This window comes from Lentzea pudingi, assembly GCF_014646255.1.
GTDB classification, from domain to species: Bacteria; Actinomycetota; Actinomycetes; order Mycobacteriales; family Pseudonocardiaceae; genus Lentzea; species Lentzea pudingi.
In genome coordinates, this window is the sequence record NZ_BMNC01000017.1 from 68518 (window position 1) to 90212 (window position 21695).

The window sequence follows — 21695 nt, forward strand, 5'->3', positions numbered from 1 at the left end:
TCGCCATCGTGGACGGCGTGATCCACGAGGTTGACGAGGCTTTGCGCCGCCTGGTGCGGGACGAGGCGTTGCGCGGTTCGGACCTGGACGTCGCGTTCGACGCGCCGACCAAGGACTGGGCGGCGCGGCGCAACGCGCCCACGGTCAACATCTACCTCTACGACATCCGCGAGGACCTGCGCCGCCGGCAGCGTGGCCTGCTCAACGAGTACGACGCGCAGGGCCAGGTCGCGGCACGTCATCTGCCGCCACGGCACATGAAGCTCTCGTACCTCGTCACGGCGTGGACGCAACGGCCGGAGGACGAGCACCGGCTGCTGTCGGACCTGCTCATGGGGTTCATCGGGTACGACGCCGTGCCGCCGCGGCTGCTCAGCGGGACGCTGGAGGAACTCGCGCTGCCCGTGCCGATGACGGTCGCCCTGCCACCGCCGGAGGATCGCGCGTTCGCCGACGTGTGGAGTGCGCTGGGAGGTGAGCTGAAGCCGTCGCTCGACGTCGTGGTGTCGGCGCCGGTCTCGTCCGGGCGCAAGTTCGCCGCTGGACCTCCCGCCCACGAGGGTGTTGAGCTGCACACGGGGTCGGACCGGGTGCGGCACAACGTCTCCGCCGACGGGGTGGCGATGCGCAAGGTGGCGCCATGATCTTCGAGCGGATGGCGGTGCTGGAGCGGCGGATCCGGGTGGCGGTGGCCACGCGCCGGGCCGCGGACCCGAACCCCGACGACCCGTTCCGCGGGCTCTACCTGTCCGACGAGGTCATCGACGCGTTGCTGGACAGCGGCCGGGAGCCGTTCGCGCCGTTCTCCGGGACGCGGGCGGACGGCAGGCTCGGCCGGCTCGCGGCGAAGGCCCGGCTGTCCGAAGTGGACGTCGAGCTGCTGCTGGTGGCGCTGGCGCCGGACGTCGACAGCAGGTTCGAGCAGTTCTACGGCTACCTCAACGACGACGTGACGCGGCGCCGGGCGACGGTGGGGCTGGCGCTGCGGTTGTGCGGGCTCGCGGAGGCCTCACCGCAGGGGCGGTCGCGGCTCGACCCCGGCAGCCCCCTGGTGCGCTGCGGGCTCGTCACCGTGGAGGATCCCGAACGGCCGTTGCTCAGCCGGTCGTTGAGGGTGCCGGACCGGGTCGGCGCGCACCTGCTCGGTGACGACCGCCCGGACCCGTTGCTCGCCGACTTCGTGACGCTGCCGGGGGATCCGGTGCGGATGCCCGGCGACGACCGGCTGGCCCGCGGTGTCGGACGTGGTGTGCGGCTCGTCTACCTGCGTGAACATCCTGGTGGCGGGGCTGCGGAACTGGCCGTCGCGGCGTTGGCGCAGGCGGGTTTCCCGGCGTTGCTGGTGGATGCGCCGCGGTTGACGGACGCGCTCGCGGTGACGCGCGAGGCGTTGCTGAGAGGCGCGGGGATCGTCGTCGGGCCGGTGGACTCCGGTTTCGCACTGGATCCCCTGCTGCACGACGAGATCCCCGTGGTCGTGTACGGGTCCGGCGCCTGGGAGCCGCGCTGGACCCGTACGCCGCCGTTGCAGCACGACGCGGTGCAGGTGCCGTTCGACGTGCGGGTCGCGTTGTGGCGCACCGAACTCGACGGCAAGCTCGCCGCCGGCATCGACCCTGCCGAGGTCACCGCGCACTTCGTGCTGGGACCGACGCAGATCAGCAGGGCGGCCGGCGCGGCGTCGGTCTCGGCGCTGGCGGACGACGGCCTGGTCGACGTGACGCACCTGCGAGCCGGTGCGCGCAGCCAGAACGCGGGCGGCCTGCAACGCCTGGCCCGCCGGATCGAACCGGCGGTGGCGTGGCAGGACCTGGTGCTGCCCGCGCCGGTCACCGCCCTGCTGCACGAGCTCGCGGCCAGGGCCCGGCACCGCGACCGCGTGATCGACGAGTGGAGGATGCGGCCCGGTGGCGGGCGGGGCCGGGGCGTGACGGCGTTGTTCGCGGGGGATTCCGGTACGGGCAAGACGATGTCGGCCGAGGTCATCGCGTCGTCGCTCGGCCTCGACCTCTACACGGTCAACCTGGCGACGGTCGTCGACAAGTACGTCGGCGAGACCGAGAAGAACCTGGAGCGGATCTTCGTGGAGGCGGCCGGCGTCAACGGCGTGCTGCTGTTCGACGAGGCCGACGCGATCTTCGGCAAGCGGTCGGAGGTCCGCGACGCGCACGACCGGTACGCGAACATCGAGAGCGCGTACCTGTTGCAGCGCATGGAGTCGTTCGACGGGATCGCGGTGCTGGCCACGAACCTGCGCGCGAACCTCGACGACGCGTTCACCCGCCGGATCGACGTGATCGTGGACTTCCCGTTGCCGGACGCGGACCTGCGGCGCGGCCTGTGGGACCGCTGCCTCGGCCGTTCGGTGCCGCGATCGTCCGATGTGGACCTGGAGTTCCTCGCGGAGGCGTTCGAGCTGGCGGGCGGGCACATCCGCTCGGCGGCGGTGACCGCGGCCTACCTCGCCGCCGCGGCGGGCCACGTCGTCGGCATGGTCGAGCTGATCGGCGCGGTGGCACGCGAGTACCGCAAGCTCGGCCGCCTGGTGGGCGAACGCGAGTTCGGGCGCTACCTCGAACTCGCCGTGGAAAGAGAGGGTTGTGATGCGCGGGCACGAACATGAGCACGAGACGTCCTTGCGCCCCAGGGGCGACCGGGCGCCGCAGGAGGAGACCGACCTGATGGGCCGCGCGGCCGTCGCCGGACGCCCCGACGTGCTCGGGCCGTCGGGCATGCTCGGCCTGCAACGGGCCGTGGGCAACGCGGGTGTGAGCGATGTCGTGTCCTCCGGCGGGTCGCCGCTCGACGCCGGGGTGCGCGAGGACATGGAGGGCCGGTTCGGCCAGGACTTCTCCGACGTCCGGGTGCACACCGGGTCGCAGGCGCACGACTCCGCGAAGTCGGTGAACGCGCACGCCTACACCGTCGGGTCGAACATCGTTTTCCAGCGCGACAAGTACGATCCGTCCTCGGACTCCGGCAAGCACATGCTGGCCCACGAGCTGACACACGTGGTGCAGCAACGCTCCGGGCCGGTCGACGGCACGGACAACGGCGCCGGCGTGAGGGTCAGCAGTCCGTCGGACCGGTTCGAGCGCGAGGCCGTGGCGAACGCCGACCGGCTGATGTCGACGCCTGCCCCGGTACAGCGTGCCGCCGAGCAGGGCGCGGCCGTCGTCCAGCGGGAGGAGGCCCCGGAGGAGGAGACCGCGCAGACCTTCGTCCAGCGGGCCGAGGAGGAGGAAGAAGCCGAGTCCGCTAGCTGATCGGCGCCGGCGAACTCGCTTCCGGCACCAGGATCGCCGGCGTGCCGGTGCCGTCTGCCGGGACCGCCCACACGTCGTTCAGGCCGTCGTCGCGCTGGATGCCGTACGCGACGGTCCTGTCGTCGACCCAGGCCGGCTGGTCGTCGACGCTGCGGGTCTCGGCGAGTTCGGTGATCTCGCGTGATTTCAGGTCGAGCACGGACACCCGCCAGCCCTTCTGGGGGTCGCCGCCGACAGCCTTCTTGTAGGCGATGCGGGTGCCGTCCGGGGACAGGGACGGGCACTCGACGTCGTCCAGGTCGGTGAGCGGCTTGACCGTGCGCCCGGCGAAGTCGCCTTCGAGCAGGTAGCGGTGGCCACCGGTGGACATGGTGGCGTAGAAGCGGTTGTCGTCGGCGGTGAAGGTGACGCCCCAGTAGTTCGTGTCGACCGGGCGTTGCGGCATGCCCTCGACCGCGAACTCCTCGAGTGACGTGACCAGCGTGCCGGTCTTCGTGTCGAGGATGCCGGTGCTGGTGGAGAACCCGTTGGCGGCGTAGGAATGCCCGTCGACGAACAGCGTCCACGCCACCATCCGGCCGCTGGCCGAGACCCTCGTGCGGTTCGGGAAACCGGTCAGCGGAATGGTCCTGAGTTCCTTCAGGTCCCTGTCGAGCACGGCCAGTTCGCTGGCCTTCAGCGCGCCGACCGGCCGCAGGCAGGAGATCGTGCCGGCTGCCTCGTAGGCGCGGTCACAGCTCTGCCCGGTGACCTCGCGCGAACCACCGGCGTGCGACACCGTGGAGAGCTTGCCGTTGCTCAGGACCATGAGGCGTGGGCCCGCACCGGTCGTGACGGACTGCGCGGCGTCCGGAGCGGCGCCGGACAGCGCGGTGTAGCCGACGGCGACGCCCCCGAGCAGGACGGCGGCGGTCAGGGTGATCAGCAGGCGTTTGTTCATTTCCGGCGTCCCAGCAGTGCGGCGGTGGTGATCAGGGCCAGGACGGCCGCGACGGCGGCGACCCTGGTGGCGGCCTCGGGGCTCCAGAACTGCCAGGCGAGGCCGAACAGCACGGAGGAGCCGAGGTAGGCGAGCGCCTGTCCACTTTGGATCAGCGCGATGCCGGTGGTGCGCAGGCGTTCCGGCAGGACGGGGCCCGCGAGCGCCATCAGCACGCCGTCCGTGCAGGCGTAGAAGACGCCGTACAGCAGCACGACCAGCACGAGGAGCGGCCAGCCGCTCAAAGGCCCGTGCAGCAGCAGGTAGACGACGGTCAAGGCGCCGTAGCCGGCCAGCATGACCTTGAGCCGGCCGATCTTGTCCGCGAGTGCGCCCAGGGGTGCGGCGAGCAGCAGGTAGACCAGACTCGTGCCCACCGCCAGCAGCGGGAACCAGCCGAACGCCAGCCCTTCGCGTTTCTGCAGCAGCAGGTACACGAACCCGTCGCCGATGGTGACGAGGCCGAGCAGCGACGCGGCCAGCACGATCCTGCGGACGGCGGGGTCCTTCAGCAGAGCGAGCTTGAGGGGTTCCCTGCGCTGCACGGGTTCTGGTCGATCTTTGACGTACAGGACGAGCACCAGCACGCCGAACGCGGCGATGCAGAAGCTGGTGACGAACACGGCGTCGAACGACTGGGCTGATGCCGCGAGCACGGCCATCGCGACGAGCGGCCCCGCGAACGCGCCGATGCCGTCCATCGCCCGATGCACGCCGAACGCCCGTCCCAGATCGCCGCTGGGGGTGGAGAGGGTGATCAGCGCGTCACGGGGTGCTGTCCTGAGACCCTTGCCCGCGCGGTCCGCCGTGATCACCACGCCGAGCGCGGTCAGCGAGTTGCCCGCCGCCAGGAGTCCCAGCTTGGCCACGGCGGAGAGGCCGTAACCGAAGCCCGCGACGGCCTTGCGCCTGTTGGTGCGGTCGGCGAGATAACCGCCCGCGAGTCTGAGGAGTGTGGTGGCGCCGGTGTAGACGCCGTCTATCAGCCCGTACGCGGCCGGACTGAGCTGGAGGCCGATGACCAGGTACAGCGGCAGGACCGCGGCCACCATCTCCGACGAGACGTCGGTGATGAGGCTGACCGTGCCGAGCGCGAAGACGTTACCGCTCAGCCCCTTCCAGTTCGCTGACTTGGGTTTGTCGATCGTGGACAGGTACATCATCGGCCTCCAGCGGTCCGTCAGTGGCAGTTGGTGGTGCCGCTGTCGGTGTAGGTCTTGCCCGCCTCGGGGACGAACTGCCAGTCGAAGCTGTTGCTGTGCAACGTCAGCTTCAGCACGCCGCGAGTGCCGGTGTTGCGTGCCTCGCTGTTCGGCTTGATCGTGCCGAAGCCGTACGCGCCGGCGCCGCCCATGCCCGCGACGAACGAACGGATGCCGCGCGCGTTGTCGAGGCCGCCGCTGGGGTTCTGCGGGGCGAAGCGCTCGTACTGGTGGTTGTGGCCGAAGACGACGACGTCCGCGTTGGCGTCGTACAGGGCCTGGAACAACGGCCTGGTGGCCGTCGACGGCGAGTGGTTGGCGCCGCTGGTGAACAGCGGGTGGTGCCAGTACGCCGCGGTGCACGGCTTCGTGCTCGCCGCCAGGTCCTGCCGCAGCCACTGCTCCTGCGCGCTGCCCGCCGACATGCTGATGTTGGAGTTCAGCGACACGATGTGCCAGTTGCCGATGTCGTAGGAGTAGTAGCCGCGGCCGGACGGCCCGGCCTGCGCGCCGAAGTAGTTGTAGTAGCCCGTGGCGCCGCTGGTGTGGTAGTCGTGGTTACCGGGGGAGGGCCTGGTGCGTGCCTTGTGCCGGCCCCACGTGGGCTCGTAGTAGGTGTTGAACTGGCTCGCGGTGCCGTCCGGGTAGACGTTGTCGCCCGTGGTCCAGACGGTGCCCTGGATGCCGTCCAGCAACGCGGCCGTGGCCGTGTCACCGGACCCGGAGTCGGCGATGTCGCCCGCGCCGACCCACACCGGGTCGCCGGGAGGCGGCGTCGTGCCGTCGGTGACGACGAGCTGGGGTGCGGTCGATCCCGACTCGCGCGAGTCGTAGTCGGCGCCGTCCGTGCTGCTCGACGTGATGCCGATGCTGTACGTGCCGTTGCCGGTGACGAGGCTCGTGACGTCGACCTCGTACCAGGCGTTGCGGACGACCGAGCCGAGGGAACCGAGCGTGGCGCCGTCGATCGCGGGCTGGCTGGCCCAGGTGACGGCGGTCTCGGTCCAGCTGGTGTTCGACATCGCCCTGAACGTGCCGCCGTTGGGGCTTTCCGCGCCGGAGACGTCGTCGGTGTGCAGGCGCAGCTTGGCGTTGCTGACGCCGCCGGTGACGCCGGAGACGGTGAACTTGAGGAACGTCCGCTTGACCGGCGAGTTGTCGACGCCGAGCTGGCCGGACGTGCCGTAGTTCGTGCCGGTGGACCCGTTGTCGACGTAGGTGTCGGCGGTGGGCGTGAAGGTGGTGGTGGCGGCGTGAGCCGCGGTCGAGGCGTTGAGAGTGGCCGCCGTGATGATGACGGTGGAGAGCACGGCTAGAGGAGCCCTGCGACGTGACATGCCTGTCCTTGTGGTGGTGGGCGGACATGGGCCGTCGCGAAGAGTAGGGCTGCGATGGTTCGGTCACCAATGATCGTTGGGCGTCGGCTCGGTGAACGGTCGGAAAACCCCTCCAGGGGGTGACTGCCCGTTCGGGCAGCCGCCTGCTCCCGGAAGCACCGTCGTGGGGTCGTGTCGGGATCTCCGGTGCCGTTCCAGCATGTGTCGTACAGGGTTCCGCACAACTCGGGAGGCCGTCGATGCCCACCTATCTCTCGCCGGGCGTGTACGTCGAGGAGGTGGAGGCAGGTGCCCGTCCGATCGAGGGCGTGGGCACCGCCGTCGCCGCGTTCGTCGGCTTCGCGGCCAAGGGGGACTACAACACCCCGACGCTCGTCTCGAACTGGTCGCAGTACACCGACAAGTTCGGCGACTTCGCGAAGGGCTGCTACCTGCCGCTCGCCGTCTACGGCTACTTCCTCAACGGTGGCACCAACTGCTACGTCGTGCGCGTCGGCGGCTCCCGTTCCGCGGCCGTGGAGGCCGGGCCCACCGCCGTGCTGGGCGGGTACAAGCTGAAGGCCCGCGAGCTCGGCGCCGGTTCCCTGTCCGTCGAGGTCGGCGAGGCCGCGGGGGAGAACGCGCCGGACGACCGCTTCTCGTTGCTGGTCAAGGACAACGGCAAGGTCGTCGAGACGCACCAGGTCTCGTCGAAGCGCGGCAAGGAGAACGTCGTCACGGTCGTGAACACGGCTTCGAAGCTGATCACGGTCGAGGAGGTCACCGGGGCCGCCGCCGCCCGTCCGGACAAGGCCTCCGTGGCGTTGCGCTCGGAGCCCGCCGCGTCGCCGGTGCCGCGCAAGGTCGTCGCGGACGACTATGTGGGTGACGTCTCCGACCGCACCGGCTTCGGCGGCTTGGAGGCCGTGGACGAGATCACGATGGTCTCGGTGCCCGACCTGATGAGTTCCTACGAGCACGGGCTGATCACGCTGGAGGCCGTGAAGACCGTGCAGGCGGCCGTGATCGCGCACTGCGAGCTCATGGGCGACCGCATGGCGATCCTCGACCCGCCGCCGTCGCTGTCCCCGGACGAGATCAAGAACTGGAAGCAGGTCGAGGCGGGCTTCGACTCGAAGTACGCGACCCTGTACTACCCGTGGATCAAGGTCTACGACCCGTCCACTTCGGACAACATCTTCGTGCCGCCGTCGGGCCACATGGCCGGCGTCTGGGCCCGCACCGACGCCACCCGCGGCGTGCACAAGGCCCCGGCGAACGAGACCGTGCGCGGCGCCGTCGCGTTGCAGACCCAGCTCACCAAGGCGGAGCAGGAACTGCTGAACCCGATCGGCGTGAACTGCATCCGCTCGTTCACCGGCCGCGGCATCCGCGTGTGGGGCGCCCGGACCCTGTCCTCGGACCCGGCGTGGCGCTACCTGAACGTGCGGCGGCTCTTCAACTACCTGGAGGAGTCCATTCTGGACGGAACCCAGTGGGTCGTCTTCGAGCCGAACGACGACGCCCTGTGGGCCCGCATCCGCCGCACCATCGCCGCGTTCCTGGTGATGGAGTGGCGCAAGGGGGCGCTGTTCGGCCTGACGCCGGACGAGGCGTTCTACGTCAAGTGCGACCGCGAGACCAACCCCGCCGAGGGCATCGACCTCGGCCAGGTCGTCTGCGAGGTCGGCATCGCACCCGTGAAGCCCGCGGAGTTCGTCATCTTCAGGCTCGCCCAGATGCAGGGCGGCACCAGTCTGGTCAACGAGTAAAGGCGGTTCTGCGACATGGCACTCCCCGATCTCGACACGTCGGTAGGCCACTCGTTCGGCCTGGAGGTCGACGGCATCACGATCAAGCAGATCTCCGAGGTGACGGGCCTGAAGATGGAACAGGACGTCATCGAGCTCAAGCAGAACATGGCCGACGGCAAGTACGTCGTGAAGAAGCTGCCGGGCCGCATGAAGGCGGGCGAGGTCGTCTTCACCAGGGGCCTCACGGCCGACAACTCGTTCGAGAAGTGGGTCAAGGACTCCCGCTTCGGCAAGATGGGCGCCGCCCGCAAGAACGGCGTGGTCGTCGTCTACGACTACGAGGGCCAGGCCATCAAGCGCTACAAGATCATGCGCGCGTGGCCGAAGGCGCTGGAGATCGGCACGTTGAAGGCCGGCGACACCTCCGTGCTGACCGAGAAGCTCACGGTCACCTACGAGGAGATGGACGTCGAGTGAAGCGTTCCGCCGTGGTCGAGATGCAGACGGAGTTCGCCTTCGAACTCCCACGCGGCTACGTGGACGACTCGGGCGTGGTGCACCGTGCCGGCGTGATGCGCCTCGCCACGGCCCGCGACGAGCTGATCCCGTTGCGGGACGACAGGGTCCGCGAGAACGCCGCGTACCTGACCGTCGTCCTGCTGGGCCGGGTGGTCGTCCGGCTGGGCTCGGTGACCGACGTGCACGCCGGCGTCATCGAGAACCTGTTCGCCGCCGATCTGGCGTTCTTGCAGGACATGTACCGCCGCATCAACAGCGAGGGCCACACCCGCTCCCCGGTCTCGTGCCCCTCCTGCGGCCACGGCTTCGAGGTCGACATCGCCGGTGGGCGCCTGGGGGAATCGTGACGTACGTGGCGGACCGCCTGTACTCGGAGGTCGCGTACGTCGCCTACCACTTCCACTGGTCGCTTGAGTCCATTCTGGACCTGGAACACGCCGACCGGCTGCGGTACGTGGAGGAGATCGGCCGCATCAACGCCCGCATCTCGGCGGGGTAGGGGTTCTTCGTTCTGCTTCGCGTGCTCAAGTTCAGGGAGGTGATCAGTCGTGTGGCCCTTTCGACGGCGAGCCGCCGCCCCGCTACCGGTCGTCAGGTCGGACTGGCGAACCCTGCCGCCCCTGCAACGCCTGGTGGCCCCGCACCCGCTGATCAACCCGGTACCGAAGTTCTCCGCGAGCCTGACCGCCTGGCAGAACCCGTCGTTCCTCGCGCCCCTGGCACACGCGGTGGGGGAGTCGGAACCGTCGGGCTCGATCGCCGACGTGGCCAAGCCGTCCCTGGACTCGTCACCTCCGGCGCCCCGGTCGGTGGACTTCTCGCCGGCCGTTGGGGGAGACGGTGTTGCTCCGGCGAGGGGTGGTGCTCTGCAGCGGGCTGCGGCGGGGGGAAGCGGCAGTGGGCGGCGGGTTGCGGCTGAGCCTGTGGTGTCGGAGGTCGGCAGCGTGCGGCGGGTCGCGGGTGAGTCGGGCGCGGCGGAAAGTGCGATCGTGCAACGGGCTTCGGCTGAGCCTGTCGTGTCGGAGGTCGGCAGCGTGCAGCGGGTTGCGGCCGAGTCCGCCGTGCCGGAGGTCGGCACCGTGCAGCGTGCTGTGGCCGCGCCCGCGGCGACGGAAGGCGTCACTGTGCAGCGGGTCGCGGTCGAGCCGGTCGCGGCGGAAAGTGCGATCGTGCAACGGGCTCCGGCCGTGCCTGTGCCGGAGGTCGGCATCGTGCAACGGGCTGCGTCCGAGCCTGTCGGTGTGGAGAGCGCCACCGTGCAGCGGACTGCGACCCCACCAGCGGCAGCGGAACGTCCCACTGTGCAACGGGCTGCGACCGAACCGGCCGTGCCGGACCGCACCGCGTTTCAACGGGCAGCCGCCGTGCACGACGCCCTGCCGAAAGCCGGCACCCTGCAGCGCGCCTCGACCGAACCCGCCGCCGCACCGGAACGCGCTGCCGTGCAAAGGGCTGCGGCTGAGCCCGACGCGCCACCTGAGGTCGGCACCCTGCAGCGCACCGCGACCGAACGCGCCGCCGCACCGGAACGCCCTACCTTGCAGCGGGATGTCCTGCCGGAGCACGGCACCTTGCAGCGTGCCGCCGCCGAACCGGTCGTGCCGGGACGCGCCACCGTGCAACGAGCTGCCCTTCCGCTGGAACCCGCCACCCCGCAGCGCACCGCAACCGAAGACCGCAACCCAGCGCCGCCCGACAACCTGCAGCGCACCGCGTCGAGGCCCGACGCTTCGCCGCCCGTCCCCCTGGAGCACAGGACCCCGCCACCCGGCTCGACCGAGTACAGAGCACTGCCGCTCACCCCGTCGGGACGAGGCAGCGTGCAACGCGTCGCGACGGAACACGACACCCCGACGCTCACCCCACCGCAGCCCGGCATCGTGCAGCGCACCGCGACAGAACAAAGCACCCCGCCGCCCGCGTCGCCCAGCAGCGCCGGCACACCATCCACGACGACGAGCGGTGCAAGCAGGCCACTCATCGCGCCAGAGCCGTCCGCAAGCAGGTCCGACGCGGTCGTACAACGCTCCGCGAGAGAATCCGCGCCCGTACCGACCCGCTCGCGCAGGCTGGGGCTTGGTGAGCCGATCTCCACTCCGGCACCCACAGCCGCTGGTGTGCCAGAGGCACCGTCACCCGGCGTCGAGGTGCAGAGGGCCGCGGACTTAACGGTGGCGTCGCGGGCCGAGGTGCCGTCGCTCGGCGTTGCCGTGCAGCGGGTACCGGAGCCCAGCCACCCCGCATCGGCGGCCACTTCCGGTGGGCTGGCCGAGGTGCCGTCGCTCGGCGTTGCCGCGCAACGCGCTGCCGAAGCCACGGCCCTTCCCCTGGTGCAGCTCGCGGCGAGCCCCGGCAAGACGGAGCCCCAGCGGCCGCTCACCGGCAGCTGGGCCGTGCAACGGTTCGCGGAACGCACCACGGAACCCCGGGAGCGGAAGGGGGCCGAACTGCCGGTGGTGGTGGCACGTGCCGCTGAGGAAGTGGTCGAAGCGAAGGCGCCCACGGTGGAGACGGTGGTGCAGCGGGTGGTCGAGGTCGGGCCGCAGGAGGTGCAGCGGGTCGAGGTGCCGGTGCAGGGGCCGGGGGCCGACGAGTTGTTGCGGAAGTTGTACGACCCGTTGCTGCGGCGGCTCAAGGCCGATCTGTGGCTCGACCGTGAGCGTCGTGGGGCGCTCACCGACATGTGAGGACGTGTGATGAGTGCACCGGAGGAAGCCGTCGCCGTCTGTTTCAGCGTGTCGGTGGACAAGGACGACCTGGGGGCCTTCAACAGTTGTGAGGGGCTCGGGTGTGAGTTCGTCATCGAGCAACGGGAAGAAGGCGGCAACAACGGGATGGTGTGGCAGCTGCCGACGCGCATCAAGTACCCCAACGTGAAGCTCAGCAGGCCGGTGACGAGGGACAGCCAGAAGATCACCAACTGGATCGCGGGCATGGCGGCGGGCATCAAGCGCAGGACCGCGGTCATCGAGGCGAAGACGTTGGAGGGCAGGGTGATCGCGAGCTGGTCGCTGGCCGAGGTGGTTCCCGTCCGGTGGACGGGGCCGCAGCTGAGCGCCGAGCAGACGAAGGTCGCCACCGAGACGTTGGAGTTGGCGCACCACGGGTTCCTGGACGCGCGATGACCGTCACGTTCACGAGCGCGGGGAACGCGACCACGTCCAAGAAGATGGAGCACGCGTCGTTGACGGTGCACGAGCCGCCCAAGCCCGGTGGGCTGCAGAAGCCGGGGGCGCAGATCGACGAGATCAAGTTCCAGTTCAACCCCAAGGAGCTGACGCTCGCCAAGAACGCCAAGTGGCAGCGGCAGACGCAACCCAACGCGGCCAAGGCGGGCGTGCCCGAGTTCAAGGGTGCGGAGCCTGCCAAGCTGAGCCTGGAGATCTTCCTCGACTCCACGGACACCATGGGCGACGCGACCATCAAGAAGGTCGAGCAGCTGTTCGCGCTCACAGTGCCCACGAAGGACAGCAGAACCGGCGGCAAGGGCAGTCCGCCGTGGGTCATCTTCAAGTGGGGGACGACGACGGGCTTCCCGAGCTACGTCGCGAGCGTCAGCGCCAAGTACACGCTTTTCACGCCCGGCGGCATGCCGGTCAGGGCGCTCTGCACGGTCAACCTGGAGGAGGTCAGCGGCGAACCCGGCGGGCAGAATCCGACCAGTGGCGCGCTCGCCGCCAGGAACGCGCACACCCTCACGGCCGGCGACAGCCTGCAAAGCCTGGCGTACCAGGCCTACGGCGACCCCGAGCTGTGGCGGTACATCGCCGAGGCCAACGACATCGACGACCCGATGCGCCTCGCCCCCGGCACGACGGTGCTCGTGCCCGCGTTGGAGGAGGTCCAGCATGGCTAACGAGAGCTTCGCCAACAACCTCGTCGTCGAGGTCGAGGGGAAGCCGCTGCCCGCCGACGTCAAGCTGCTGCTCACCTACGCCTACGTGGACGACAGCCGCAACCTGCCGGACATGTTCGTGCTGCGGTTCCGCGACCCCGGCCACGTCGTGCTCGCCAAGGCGGGGCTCGAGATCGGGGCGAAGGCCGCGTTGAAGGTCCAGACCGCGGACCCCGGCGGACCGAAACCCCTGATGAGCGGCGAGATCACGGCGGTTGGTGTCGAGCTCGACGCGCAGGGCACGTTCACCGAGGTCCGAGGGTACGACGAGGCGCACCGGCTGTTCCGCGGCCGCAGGGTCGCGGTCTACCCGGGCATGACGGTCGCGGACGTCGTGAGGAAGGTCGCCGGACGCGCGAACATCAAGGCGGGCACGATCGACGACGTGCCGGGCTTCGGCGGCCGGCCGGACACGCAGCTCAGCCAGGACAACGTGAGCGACTGGGAGTTCCTCAGCCGCCTCGCGCGCACGGTCGGCGCGCAGATCGCGGTCAAGGACGGCAAGCTCGACTTCAGGCTGCCCGAACCTCCCGCGAAGGCACCGAAAGCCAACGCCAAGGCCAGGTCGAACCCGCTCGTCCTCGAGATGCACAGCACGCTCGTGGCGCTCAGGGCCGGCATCACGACCGCGGGCCAGGTCCCCGAGGTCCAGGTCAGGGGCTGGGACTTCGAGAACAAGCAGGAGGTCGTCGCCACCGCCGTCCCGGCCACCGCCGGCGTCGAGGTCCCCAAGGCCAACCCGAAAGAGCTCGCGAACAAGTTCGCAGCGCAGCCGCACCTGGAAACCGGCCACTACCGCACGCACGCCGAGGCGAAGGCGGCGGCGGAGGCGCTCGCCGCCCAGCTGGGCGGTTCCTGCGCCGAACTCACCGGCGTGGCCAGGGGGAACCCGGAGCTCAAGGCCGGCACGGCGGTCGCGCTGACCAACGTCGGCGAACCCTTCCAGGGCAGGTACACGCTCACCAGCACCCGGCACCTGTTCGCCGAGCACACCGGCTACACCACGGAGTTCACCGTCTCCGGCCGGCAGGAGCGCTCGCTCTACGGACTCGTCCACAGCACGAAGGTCAAGCCGCTCAACGGACTCGTCCCCGCCATCGTCACGAACGCCAAGGACCCCAAGCAACTCGGTCGCGTCCAGGTCAAGTTCCCCTGGCTGGCAAACGACTTCACCAGCGTCTGGGCGAGGACCGTGCAGCAGGGCGCCGGCGCGAGCCGGGGTGCGGTGGTCCTGCCCGAGGTCGGCGACGAGGTGCTGGTCGGCTTCGAGCACGGCGAGTTCGACGCCCCGTACGTGCTCGGCGGCCTGCACAACGGCAAGGACCAGCCGCCGAAGTTCACCAAAGCCGCCGTGGACGGCGCGAGCGGCGAGATCGCGGTCCGGGGTTTCGTGAGCCGCAAGGGGCACAAGGTCGAGCTGATCGAGGACGACGGCATCGTGATCTCCAGCGGTGACGGGAAGTTCCAGGTCAGGATCGACCAGAAGGCGCAGAACATCGAGATCACCAGCGCCAAGACCGTCAACGTCAGGGCGCAGAACGGCATCACCGTCGACGCCGGCACCGGACCGCTGGAGCTCAAGGGGCAGAAGGTGTCCATCAAGGCGCAGACCGAGCTCAGGGCGGAGGGCGCCCAGGTCAAGATCGCCGGCCAGGCGCAGACGGAGGTCACGGCCAGCGGGCCGCTGACCGTCAAGGGCGCCATCGTGAAGATCAACTGAGGAACAGCAGATGCCTCCCGCAGCCAGAATTGCCGACATGACAGCCCATCCCGGCGTCATCACCGGCCCCGGCGTGCCGACCGTGCTGATCGGCGGCACACCGGCCGCGACCGTCGGGGACCTGCACACGTGCTCGTTCCCGCCGCCCGCGGTGCACCCGCCGACGCCGATCGTGCCGCCGGGCTGCCCGACCGTGCTGATCGGCGGCAAGCCCGCGGCCCGCGTCGGCGACATGAGCGGCTGCGGCGCGCCGATCCTGCCGCCCGGCTGCCCGACCGTCCTGATAGGAGGGTGATGGAGTTCATCGGCAGGGGCCTCAGCTTCCCCGTCCGCACCGACGCGACGGGCTCGGTGGCGCTCGTCGGCGGCGACCGCGAGATCGTCGAGAGCATCCGTCTGATCCTCGCGACCGCACCCGGCGAACGGCCGATGCGGCCCGAGTTCGGCTGCGCGATCCACGACCTGGTGTTCGCGCCCGCCGACTCCACGACCGCCGGCCAGATCGCCTACGAGGTGCGGCAGTCGCTGGAGCGGTGGGAACCGCGCATCGAGCTGACCGACGTCGTCGTGGACTTCGCCGAGGCGGCCAGCGGCACCCTGCTGATCGACATCCGCTACACCCTGAGCACCACCAACGATCCGCGCAACCTCGTCTTCCCGTTCTACGTCATACCGCCGCACGAGGACGGTGCGTGATGCCGCTCCCCCTGCCGAACCTGGACGACCGGCGCTTCCAGCAGCTCGTGGACGAGGCCAAGCGCCGCGTCCAGCAGCACTGTCCGGAGTGGACTGATCACAACGTCTCCGACCCCGGTGTCACGCTGATCGAGACCTTCGCGCACATGGTCGACGAGCTGATGTACCGGCTCAACCGCGTGCCGAGGCTCAACTACCTGAAGTTCCTCGACCTGATCGGCGTCGAGCTGTTCGCCCCGACCGCCGCACGCGTGGACGTCACCTACTGGCTCTCGGCCGCGCAACCGGCCCCCGTCGAGGTGCCGCGGGGCAACCAGGTCGCGACCCAGCGCCAGGGCGTCGAGGACCCGGTCGTCTTCACGGTCGACCGCCCGCTCACGATCGTGTCCTGCGAGCTCGCGCACCTCGCCACGGCCACGGCGAACGGCCAGCCGATCGACCGCACCGACGACCTCAGGGCGACCAAGGAACCCCAGGCGTTCAGTGAGCAGCCGCAGATGGACGACGCCGTGCTGTTCGGCCTGTCCGAAGCGGTTCCCGGCTGCGCGGTGCTGCTCCGGTTCGACTGCGAACCGATGGGCTCCGGCATCAACCCGGCGGACCCGCCGTGGGCGTGGGAGGCCTGGACCGACGAGGGCTGGGCCGCCTGCGAGGTCGACCACTTCACCAACGGTGGCTTCAACTCCGCCGGGGACGTCGTCGTGCACGTCCCGGCCGGCCACACCACGTCGGTCCTGGTCCGGCAGCGCGCGGGCTGGCTGCGGTGCCGCGCCGCCGAACTGTGGCCAGGCCAGCCGTTCTACCAGCGGTCGCCGAAGCTCCGCGACGTCACGGCGTCGACGATCGGTGGCACCGCCGAGGCCGTGCACGCGGACGTGGTCGAGAACGAGACCGTCGGCGTCTCGGAAGGCGTTGCGGGCCAGCGCTTCCCGCTCGCGAGAACCCCGGTGGTCGCGGGCGAGCCGATCACCGTCGAGGTCGCCACCACGGACGGCTGGGACACCTGGACCGAGGTCCGCGGGTTCGTCGAGTCGGGCCCGCAGGACCGGCACTTCCTGCTGGACAACACCGAGGGCCAGATCATCTTCGGCCCGGCGGTCCGGCAGCAGGACGGCACGCTGCGCCACTACGGCGCCGTCCCGGCGAAGTCGGCGGCCATCCGCGTCCCCGAGTACCGGACCGGCGGCGGCCCGCGCGGCAACGTCGCGCGCAACCTCGTGACCGTGCAACGGGATCCGGTGCCGTTCGTCAGCAGCGTCACGAACCGCAAACCCGGCCGCGGCGGCGTCGCGGGGGAGTCGGTCGACGACGCGGCCCTGAGAGGCCCGCTGTCACTGCGCACGCGTGACCGGGCGGTGACGGCCGAGGACTACGAGGTCCTCGCCAGGGAGGCCGCCCCGGAGGTCGCACGGGTGCGGTGCGCGCCGGGCGACGACGGTGTGCGCGTGCTGGTCGTCCCGGCGGTGCCCCAGCACGAGGAGCCGAACTTCGCGGCCCTGCAGGTCGACCAGGAGACGCTCGAACGGATCGCCCGCCACCTCGACGCGCGCCGGTGCGTCGGGGCGCGGGTGAGCGTCGAACCGCCGTTCTACCAGGGCGTCACGGTGGTCGCGGACCTCAAGGCCCGTCCCGGCACCCCCACCGAGGCCGTCCGGGCACGGGCGGTGGACGCGCTCGCCGCCCACCTCGACCCGATCCGCGGCGGGGCGGACGGGACGGGCTGGCCGTTCGGCAGGCCGGTGCACTCGGGCGAGGTCTACGCGGTGCTGCAACGCATCCAGGGCGTCGAACTGGTGGAGGACGTCAAGCTGTTCGCGGCGAACCTGGCCACCGGCGAGAGGAGCCAGTCGCAGCAACGGGTCGACCTGCCGCCGAACGGTCTCGCGTTCTCGTACGGCCACCAGGTCAGGGTGGTGAGGGCATGAGGAACGCCGTGGACGACCTCCTCTCCCCGCACCCCCTGGGCGAACGCATGCCCGCCGTCTACACCGACGACGACTTCACCCAGCGCTTCACCCAGGCCCTCGACGAGGTGCTGGCCCCGGTCTTCACCGTCCTCGACTGCTTCGCCGCCTACCTCGACCCGCGGCTCGCCCCCGAGGACTTCGTGGACTGGCTCGCCGGTTGGGTCGCGCTCGACCTGGACGAGAACTGGTCCTCGGCCCAGCGCCGCGAACTCGTCGCCCGCGCCGTCCGGCTGCACCGGTTCCGCGGCACCAGGAGAGGCCTCGCCGAACACGTCTGGCTGCTCACCGGCGGCCGCGTCGACATCGCGGACAGCGGCGGCACCGCGACCTCGGCGACCCCGAACGGCCCCGTCCCCGGCGGTTCCCCCGCGCACGTGCTGGTCCGCGTCCGGGTGGAGCGCCCGGACGCGGTGGACCGGGCGCGCATCACCGCGGCGGTGCGCCGGATGGTGCCCGCCCACGTCGCCACGACCATCGAGGTGACCACATGATCGTCTGCCAGACCTGCGGCGAGCACAACGCGCCGAACACCGAGTTCTGCGGCAACTGCGGTGACTTCCTGAAGTGGACCGGCGCCCAGGCCGGTCCGGTCCGCCCGGACGAGCCGCGGCAACAACAACCGCACCACCGTCCACAACAGACGCTCCGGCGCCGGCCGCAGCCCGGTGACCTGATCTGCGGCCAGTGCGGCTCCGGCAACGTGGCCACCAGGCGGTTCTGCGCCGTCTGCGGCCATACGCTCGTCGACGCGACGGTCGAGCGCCAGCCGTGGTGGAAGCGGTGGAGGAAGGGCCAGAAGGTCAGGGAGAGCGGCAGCCGCCCACGCCGGGTCAGGACGACCACCAAGGTCCGCCAGGGCGTCGGCACGGCGGTGCGCTGGACGCTGGCGATCGCGGTGCTGCTGTTCGCCTGCCTGTACGGGTTCTCGCAGCCGTTCCGCAGCAGCGTCAACACCCAGGCGATCCAGGCGAAGGACGCCGTGGCCGGCATCTTCGTCGAGAAGTGGGTCCCGGTCAGGCAAAGCGCGATCTCCGCCTCGCAGGAACGCCCGGACCACCCGGCGGGTCTCGCCATGGACACGGACAAGGGCACGTTCTGGGCCGCGCAGACCGACCCGAGGACCCCGGCGCTCACGATCCGGTTCGACCGGAAGACCGACCTGCGCCGGATGATCGTCTACAGCGGTGACCCCGAGAAGTACCTGGGTTCTCAACGGCCGCAGCGCCTCACGCTGGTGTTCGATACCGGCAAGACCGACGACATCACCCTCACCGACGCGCCCGGCCAGCAGGAGCACGCCATCGAGAACGGCGACGGCGTGCAGCAGGTCCAGGTGCTCGTCGCGGGCGTCTACCCGTCGACCGAGAGCACCGACACGGTGATCAGCGAGATCGAGCTGTTCGAGAAGCAGGTGAAATGACCGTGCGCGCACTTCCGTTGCTGCTCGTGGCTTTGCTCGTGCTGCCGGTGCCGGTGCTGCGGGCCCAACCGCCCGCCGAACCGTTCGACATCGGCTTCACGAGCACCGACGGCCACGTCTTCAAGGTGGACAGCACCGGGAACGCGCGCACCAACCTGACCGGCACCGTTCGGGAACAGTACGACCCGGCGTTCTCGCTGGACGGCACGAAACTCGCCTACGTCGACGGCGACCACGTCATGATCGCCAACGCCGACGGCACCGATCCCAGGCGCCTCAACGCCGAACGACTCCGGCAGTCGGAACCGGCCTGGTCCCCGGACGGCACGAGCATCGCGCTCGTCACCTGGTTCCCCATCGGCGACGGCGAAAGGCCCAGGATCCAGATCCACCGGGTGTCCGACGGCGCCAAGACCGGGGAGATCGCGATCCCGCAGCACCTCCGCGCGGAAGACACCCAGCCGGACTGGTCCCCGGACGGCCGGACCATCGCTATCACCCGCAGGTCCAGCACCATCCGGCAACCACCGCCGCGGATCACCCGCCCCGCCACCGACCTCCCGGCCCGCCGGGGCGGCACGTTCGAGCTCGACCAGGTCGTGCACACCCCGCGCATCCCGCCGAAGCCGGACGTCGTGCTGCTCATCGACATCAGCGGCTCGATGGACGGCGAGATCGGCAGCGTCAAGAAGACCCTCATCGACATCATGGGGGACATCAAGACCCTGCAGCCCGAGTCCCGGTTCGGCATCGCGAGCTTCGCCGGACCGGAGAACGAGGGCCGGACCTCCACCGTCCACTCCGGATTCGACGAGGACCCGGTCGCCGGGATCGGCGAGGTGAACGTGATCCGGGACCAGGGTTCCACCGAGGTCTGGGCGCACGCCCTGATCCGCACGGCCACGGACGCGTTCGACTTCCGGCCGGACTCCAGCCGCGTGGTCGTCGTGATCGGGGACGAGGGCACCGCCGAACGCCTGATGCCCCCGAACTACGACGACACCGTCGACAACGCGATCACCGCGTTGCAGGCCGCCAACATCCGGTTCGTCGGCATCGACAGCGGCGGGCTGGACCAGTTCGGGCAGGCCACCCGGTTCGTCGTCGCCACCGACGGCTCGCTGCAGACCTTCGACGAGAACAAACCGGGTGAGATCAGCACCGCGATCCTCGACGGCATCAAGGACCTCGACGTCAAGGTCACCGCGGTGCCCCGGTGCGGCGACGGGCTCACCGTCGCGCTCACCCCGCCGGGGCCCGTCACCGTGCCGAGCGGTGAGGACGCGCGGTTCGCCGAGAAGTTCACCGTCTCACCGGACGCCGTCCCGGGCAGCACCCTGCGCTGCACCGTCGAGTTCCGCCTCAACAACGAGCAGGAAGCCAGGCCCGGTCACGTCCAGACCGTCACCGTCCAGGTCGCCGACCTCGTGAAACCGCTGGTGCGCATCGATGACATCGCCACGCAAGCCCGGGACGGCAGCGGCGCCACGATCACCTACCAGGCCACCGCGACCGACTCGCGGAACCGCGTCCTGACCCCGGCCTGCACGCCACCGTCCGGCACCAGGTTCCCCGTCGGCATCACGACGGTGACCTGCACGGCGACCGACGCCCAGGGCAACACCGGCACCGACACCGCCATCGTCACGATCACCGCAGACGACCCGGAGGGTTCACGGATCTGGCTGGTGACCCCGGACGGCAGCAGCCAGTTCGACCTGTCCGCGCGCTTCGGTGAGGAGTGCGACGGCTACGACGACGAGCACCCGGCGTGGTCCCCGGACGGCCAGAGCCTCGCGTTCACCCAGGACGAGCGGATCTGCACGGTCAAGGCCGACGGCACCGACATCCGCGTCGTCGTGGAGGACAGCGGCAGCATCGGCCGCCCGCGCGACGCGGCGTGGCTCCCGGACGGCACGAGGCTCGTCTTCGAGTCCGCGGGCGTGGAACAGCCACCGGACCTGTGGACCGTGCCCGTGCAGGGCGGCACCCCTCGACTCCTGACCCGCAACGCGAGCCAGCCCGCCGTGCAACGGCTGCCGCGGCTCACCGTGACCACGACCGCCACTCCGGCCGAGATCCCGTTCAACGGCAGGACGACGATCGAGGTGACCGTCGCGAACACCGGCTTCGCCCCCGCGCCCGCCACGCTGACCGTGACGATGCCGTCGGGCCTGCGGGGCGGACCGGCCGGGTCGAATCTCGGCCCGATCGCACCGGGGGAGCGCAAGGTCGTGAGCGGCGACGCCACCGGCACGACAGCGGGGGAGCACGAGGTGACCGCCGCGGTCGGCACGATCACCTCGAAGGTCACCGTGAAGGTCCTGGAACGCACCGGATCGCTCTCGCTGGCGGTCGCGGCGGCCCCGCAGCCGGCGTTCGTCGGCGGCGACGACGTGACCGTCACCTTCACGCTGCTCAACAGCTCCGGCTCCACGCTCACGAACGTGCGCGTGGTCGCCTCGGCGTTCGGCTGCGAGCCGGAATGCCTGGCCGGCACGCTCGGCCCGGACGCCCAGACCGAGGTCAGGCTGACGATCCCGGCCACCCAGGCCGTGGACCGGGAACTGGTCGGCGTCGTCATCGCCACCGGCCCGGACGAGATCGCGTCCGACAACGTGGCGGCCACCCAGATCGTCGTCAAGCAGCCCGTCATCACCCTCGACCAGCAGGCCGGACCTCTCGGCGGCGTGGTCTCCCTACAGGGCAAGGACTTCCCGCCGGGCGCCAAGGTGAGGCTCGGCTGGTCGCCGGGCATCTCCGAGACACCGGGCGAGCTGACGACCGCGGACGGCACGTTCACCGCGCAGATGCTGGTCTTCCACAACGACACCGAGGGACCGAGGCAGGCGCTGGCGGCGACGGTGGAGGGCACCAGGTTCGGCGAGGTGAAATCGGAGGACTTCCTGGTGCTGCCCAACACGAGCCAACCCGCGGACTTCATCGAACGCGGCTAGAGCT

The 21695-nt window shown here is 70.4% G+C and carries 20 protein-coding genes; 17 read left to right on the top strand and 3 right to left on the bottom strand.

Going from position 1 to position 21695, the window contains the following annotated elements; all coding sequences use genetic code 11:
• The first annotated feature begins 17 nt into the window (after positions 1-17).
• Genes IEY88_RS36895 through IEY88_RS36905 form a run of 3 tightly spaced genes read left to right on the top strand, consistent with a single transcriptional unit; the run spans position 18 to position 3266 of the window.
• Positions 18-644, top strand: coding sequence for a Pvc16 family protein (locus IEY88_RS36895; protein ID WP_189159621.1), 627 nt, complete (start codon positions 18-20; stop codon positions 642-644).
• Positions 641-2623, top strand: a complete 1983-nt coding sequence (locus tag IEY88_RS36900; protein ID WP_189159559.1) for an ATP-binding protein — start codon at positions 641-643, stop codon at positions 2621-2623. The genes IEY88_RS36895 and IEY88_RS36900 overlap by 4 nt, the downstream gene beginning before the upstream one ends.
• Positions 2604-3266 carry an eCIS core domain-containing protein gene (locus tag IEY88_RS36905; RefSeq protein WP_189159560.1) on the top strand — a complete coding sequence of 221 codons (663 nt, stop codon included), beginning with the start codon at positions 2604-2606 and terminating at the stop codon, positions 3264-3266. Before IEY88_RS36900 ends, IEY88_RS36905 begins: the two co-directional genes overlap by 20 nt.
• On the opposite strand, the gene IEY88_RS36910 is transcribed toward IEY88_RS36905, so the two are convergent.
• Genes IEY88_RS36910 through IEY88_RS36920 form a run of 3 tightly spaced genes read right to left on the bottom strand, consistent with a single transcriptional unit; the run spans position 3259 to position 6784 of the window.
• Entirely contained in the window at positions 3259-4206 is a 948-nt protein-coding gene (locus tag IEY88_RS36910) for a TolB-like translocation protein (protein ID WP_189159561.1), read from the bottom strand. The genes IEY88_RS36905 and IEY88_RS36910 overlap by 8 nt on opposite strands.
• The gene (locus tag IEY88_RS36915; RefSeq protein WP_189159622.1) at positions 4203-5405 is read right to left on the bottom strand and encodes an MFS transporter; all 1203 of its coding nucleotides are present in this window, start codon (positions 5403-5405) and stop codon (positions 4203-4205) included. The genes IEY88_RS36910 and IEY88_RS36915 overlap by 4 nt, the downstream gene beginning before the upstream one ends.
• A 20-nt stretch (positions 5406-5425) precedes the next feature.
• A complete protein-coding gene (locus IEY88_RS36920; RefSeq protein WP_189159562.1) occupies positions 5426-6784 on the bottom strand; it encodes a CBM96 family carbohydrate-binding protein in 1359 nt (452 codons plus the stop codon).
• 239 nt (positions 6785-7023) lie between these two features.
• Between IEY88_RS36920 and IEY88_RS36925 the strand changes: the two genes are divergently transcribed.
• The 14 genes from IEY88_RS36925 to IEY88_RS36990 are packed head-to-tail and all read left to right on the top strand — an operon-like array spanning position 7024 to position 21691.
• Entirely contained in the window at positions 7024-8535 is a 1512-nt protein-coding gene (locus IEY88_RS36925) for a phage tail sheath family protein (protein WP_189159563.1), read from the top strand.
• Positions 8536-8550: 15 nt separating this feature from the next.
• Complete coding sequence (locus IEY88_RS36930; RefSeq protein WP_189159564.1) at positions 8551-8994, top strand: phage tail protein; 444 nt, start codon at positions 8551-8553, stop codon at positions 8992-8994.
• Between the two features lie 20 nt (positions 8995-9014).
• Entirely contained in the window at positions 9015-9383 is a 369-nt protein-coding gene (locus IEY88_RS36935) for a hypothetical protein (RefSeq protein WP_189159623.1), read from the top strand.
• Complete coding sequence (locus IEY88_RS36940; protein WP_308426042.1) at positions 9380-9535, top strand: DUF6760 family protein; 156 nt, start codon at positions 9380-9382, stop codon at positions 9533-9535. The genes IEY88_RS36935 and IEY88_RS36940 overlap by 4 nt, the downstream gene beginning before the upstream one ends.
• A 49-nt stretch (positions 9536-9584) precedes the next feature.
• Positions 9585-11723, top strand: a complete 2139-nt coding sequence (locus IEY88_RS36945) for a hypothetical protein (RefSeq protein WP_189159565.1) — start codon at positions 9585-9587, stop codon at positions 11721-11723.
• 9 nt (positions 11724-11732) lie between these two features.
• Positions 11733-12161 carry a phage tail protein gene (locus tag IEY88_RS36950; RefSeq protein ID WP_189159566.1) on the top strand — a complete coding sequence of 143 codons (429 nt, stop codon included), beginning with the start codon at positions 11733-11735 and terminating at the stop codon, positions 12159-12161.
• A complete protein-coding gene (locus IEY88_RS36955; RefSeq protein ID WP_189159567.1) occupies positions 12158-12892 on the top strand; it encodes a CIS tube protein in 735 nt (244 codons plus the stop codon). The genes IEY88_RS36950 and IEY88_RS36955 overlap by 4 nt, the downstream gene beginning before the upstream one ends.
• A complete protein-coding gene (locus tag IEY88_RS36960) occupies positions 12885-14651 on the top strand; it encodes a VgrG-related protein (protein WP_189159568.1) in 1767 nt (588 codons plus the stop codon). The genes IEY88_RS36955 and IEY88_RS36960 overlap by 8 nt, the downstream gene beginning before the upstream one ends.
• A 10-nt stretch (positions 14652-14661) precedes the next feature.
• Complete coding sequence (locus IEY88_RS36965; RefSeq protein WP_189159569.1) at positions 14662-14946, top strand: PAAR domain-containing protein; 285 nt, start codon at positions 14662-14664, stop codon at positions 14944-14946.
• Entirely contained in the window at positions 14946-15347 is a 402-nt protein-coding gene (locus tag IEY88_RS36970; protein ID WP_189159570.1) for a GPW/gp25 family protein, read from the top strand. Before IEY88_RS36965 ends, IEY88_RS36970 begins: the two co-directional genes overlap by 1 nt.
• Entirely contained in the window at positions 15347-17272 is a 1926-nt protein-coding gene (locus IEY88_RS36975) for a putative baseplate assembly protein (RefSeq protein WP_189159624.1), read from the top strand. The genes IEY88_RS36970 and IEY88_RS36975 overlap by 1 nt, the downstream gene beginning before the upstream one ends.
• Positions 17269-17805: a phage tail protein gene (locus IEY88_RS36980; protein WP_189159571.1), complete on the top strand. Its 537-nt coding sequence runs from the start codon at positions 17269-17271 to the stop codon at positions 17803-17805. The genes IEY88_RS36975 and IEY88_RS36980 overlap by 4 nt, the downstream gene beginning before the upstream one ends.
• Complete coding sequence (locus tag IEY88_RS36985; protein WP_189159572.1) at positions 17802-18734, top strand: zinc ribbon domain-containing protein; 933 nt, start codon at positions 17802-17804, stop codon at positions 18732-18734. The genes IEY88_RS36980 and IEY88_RS36985 overlap by 4 nt, the downstream gene beginning before the upstream one ends.
• Positions 18731-21691, top strand: a complete 2961-nt coding sequence (locus IEY88_RS36990; protein ID WP_189159573.1) for a VWA domain-containing protein — start codon at positions 18731-18733, stop codon at positions 21689-21691. The genes IEY88_RS36985 and IEY88_RS36990 overlap by 4 nt, the downstream gene beginning before the upstream one ends.
• The last annotated feature ends 4 nt before the right edge of the window (positions 21692-21695 follow it).

What these genes read in the sequence shown, in the direction of transcription:
- IEY88_RS36900 (WP_189159559.1), top strand. Translation starts at nt 641, where the DNA reads ATGATCTTCGAGCGGATGGCGGTGCTGGAGCGGCGGATCCGGGTGGCG.
- IEY88_RS36905 (WP_189159560.1), top strand. Translation starts at nt 2,604, where the DNA reads ATGCGCGGGCACGAACATGAGCACGAGACGTCCTTGCGCCCCAGGGGC.
- IEY88_RS36910 (WP_189159561.1), bottom strand. Translation starts at nt 4,206, where the DNA reads ATGAACAAACGCCTGCTGATCACCCTGACCGCCGCCGTCCTGCTCGGG.
- IEY88_RS36915 (WP_189159622.1), bottom strand. Translation starts at nt 5,405, where the DNA reads ATGTACCTGTCCACGATCGACAAACCCAAGTCAGCGAACTGGAAGGGG.
- IEY88_RS36920 (WP_189159562.1), bottom strand. Translation starts at nt 6,784, where the DNA reads ATGTCACGTCGCAGGGCTCCTCTAGCCGTGCTCTCCACCGTCATCATC.
- IEY88_RS36925 (WP_189159563.1), top strand. Translation starts at nt 7,024, where the DNA reads ATGCCCACCTATCTCTCGCCGGGCGTGTACGTCGAGGAGGTGGAGGCA.
- IEY88_RS36930 (WP_189159564.1), top strand. Translation starts at nt 8,551, where the DNA reads ATGGCACTCCCCGATCTCGACACGTCGGTAGGCCACTCGTTCGGCCTG.
- IEY88_RS36935 (WP_189159623.1), top strand. Translation starts at nt 9,015, where the DNA reads ATGCAGACGGAGTTCGCCTTCGAACTCCCACGCGGCTACGTGGACGAC.
- IEY88_RS36950 (WP_189159566.1), top strand. Translation starts at nt 11,733, where the DNA reads ATGAGTGCACCGGAGGAAGCCGTCGCCGTCTGTTTCAGCGTGTCGGTG.
- IEY88_RS36955 (WP_189159567.1), top strand. Translation starts at nt 12,158, where the DNA reads ATGACCGTCACGTTCACGAGCGCGGGGAACGCGACCACGTCCAAGAAG.
- IEY88_RS36960 (WP_189159568.1), top strand. Translation starts at nt 12,885, where the DNA reads ATGGCTAACGAGAGCTTCGCCAACAACCTCGTCGTCGAGGTCGAGGGG.
- IEY88_RS36965 (WP_189159569.1), top strand. Translation starts at nt 14,662, where the DNA reads ATGCCTCCCGCAGCCAGAATTGCCGACATGACAGCCCATCCCGGCGTC.
- IEY88_RS36970 (WP_189159570.1), top strand. Translation starts at nt 14,946, where the DNA reads ATGGAGTTCATCGGCAGGGGCCTCAGCTTCCCCGTCCGCACCGACGCG.
- IEY88_RS36975 (WP_189159624.1), top strand. Translation starts at nt 15,347, where the DNA reads ATGCCGCTCCCCCTGCCGAACCTGGACGACCGGCGCTTCCAGCAGCTC.
- IEY88_RS36980 (WP_189159571.1), top strand. Translation starts at nt 17,269, where the DNA reads ATGAGGAACGCCGTGGACGACCTCCTCTCCCCGCACCCCCTGGGCGAA.
- IEY88_RS36985 (WP_189159572.1), top strand. Translation starts at nt 17,802, where the DNA reads ATGATCGTCTGCCAGACCTGCGGCGAGCACAACGCGCCGAACACCGAG.
- IEY88_RS36990 (WP_189159573.1), top strand. Translation starts at nt 18,731, where the DNA reads ATGACCGTGCGCGCACTTCCGTTGCTGCTCGTGGCTTTGCTCGTGCTG.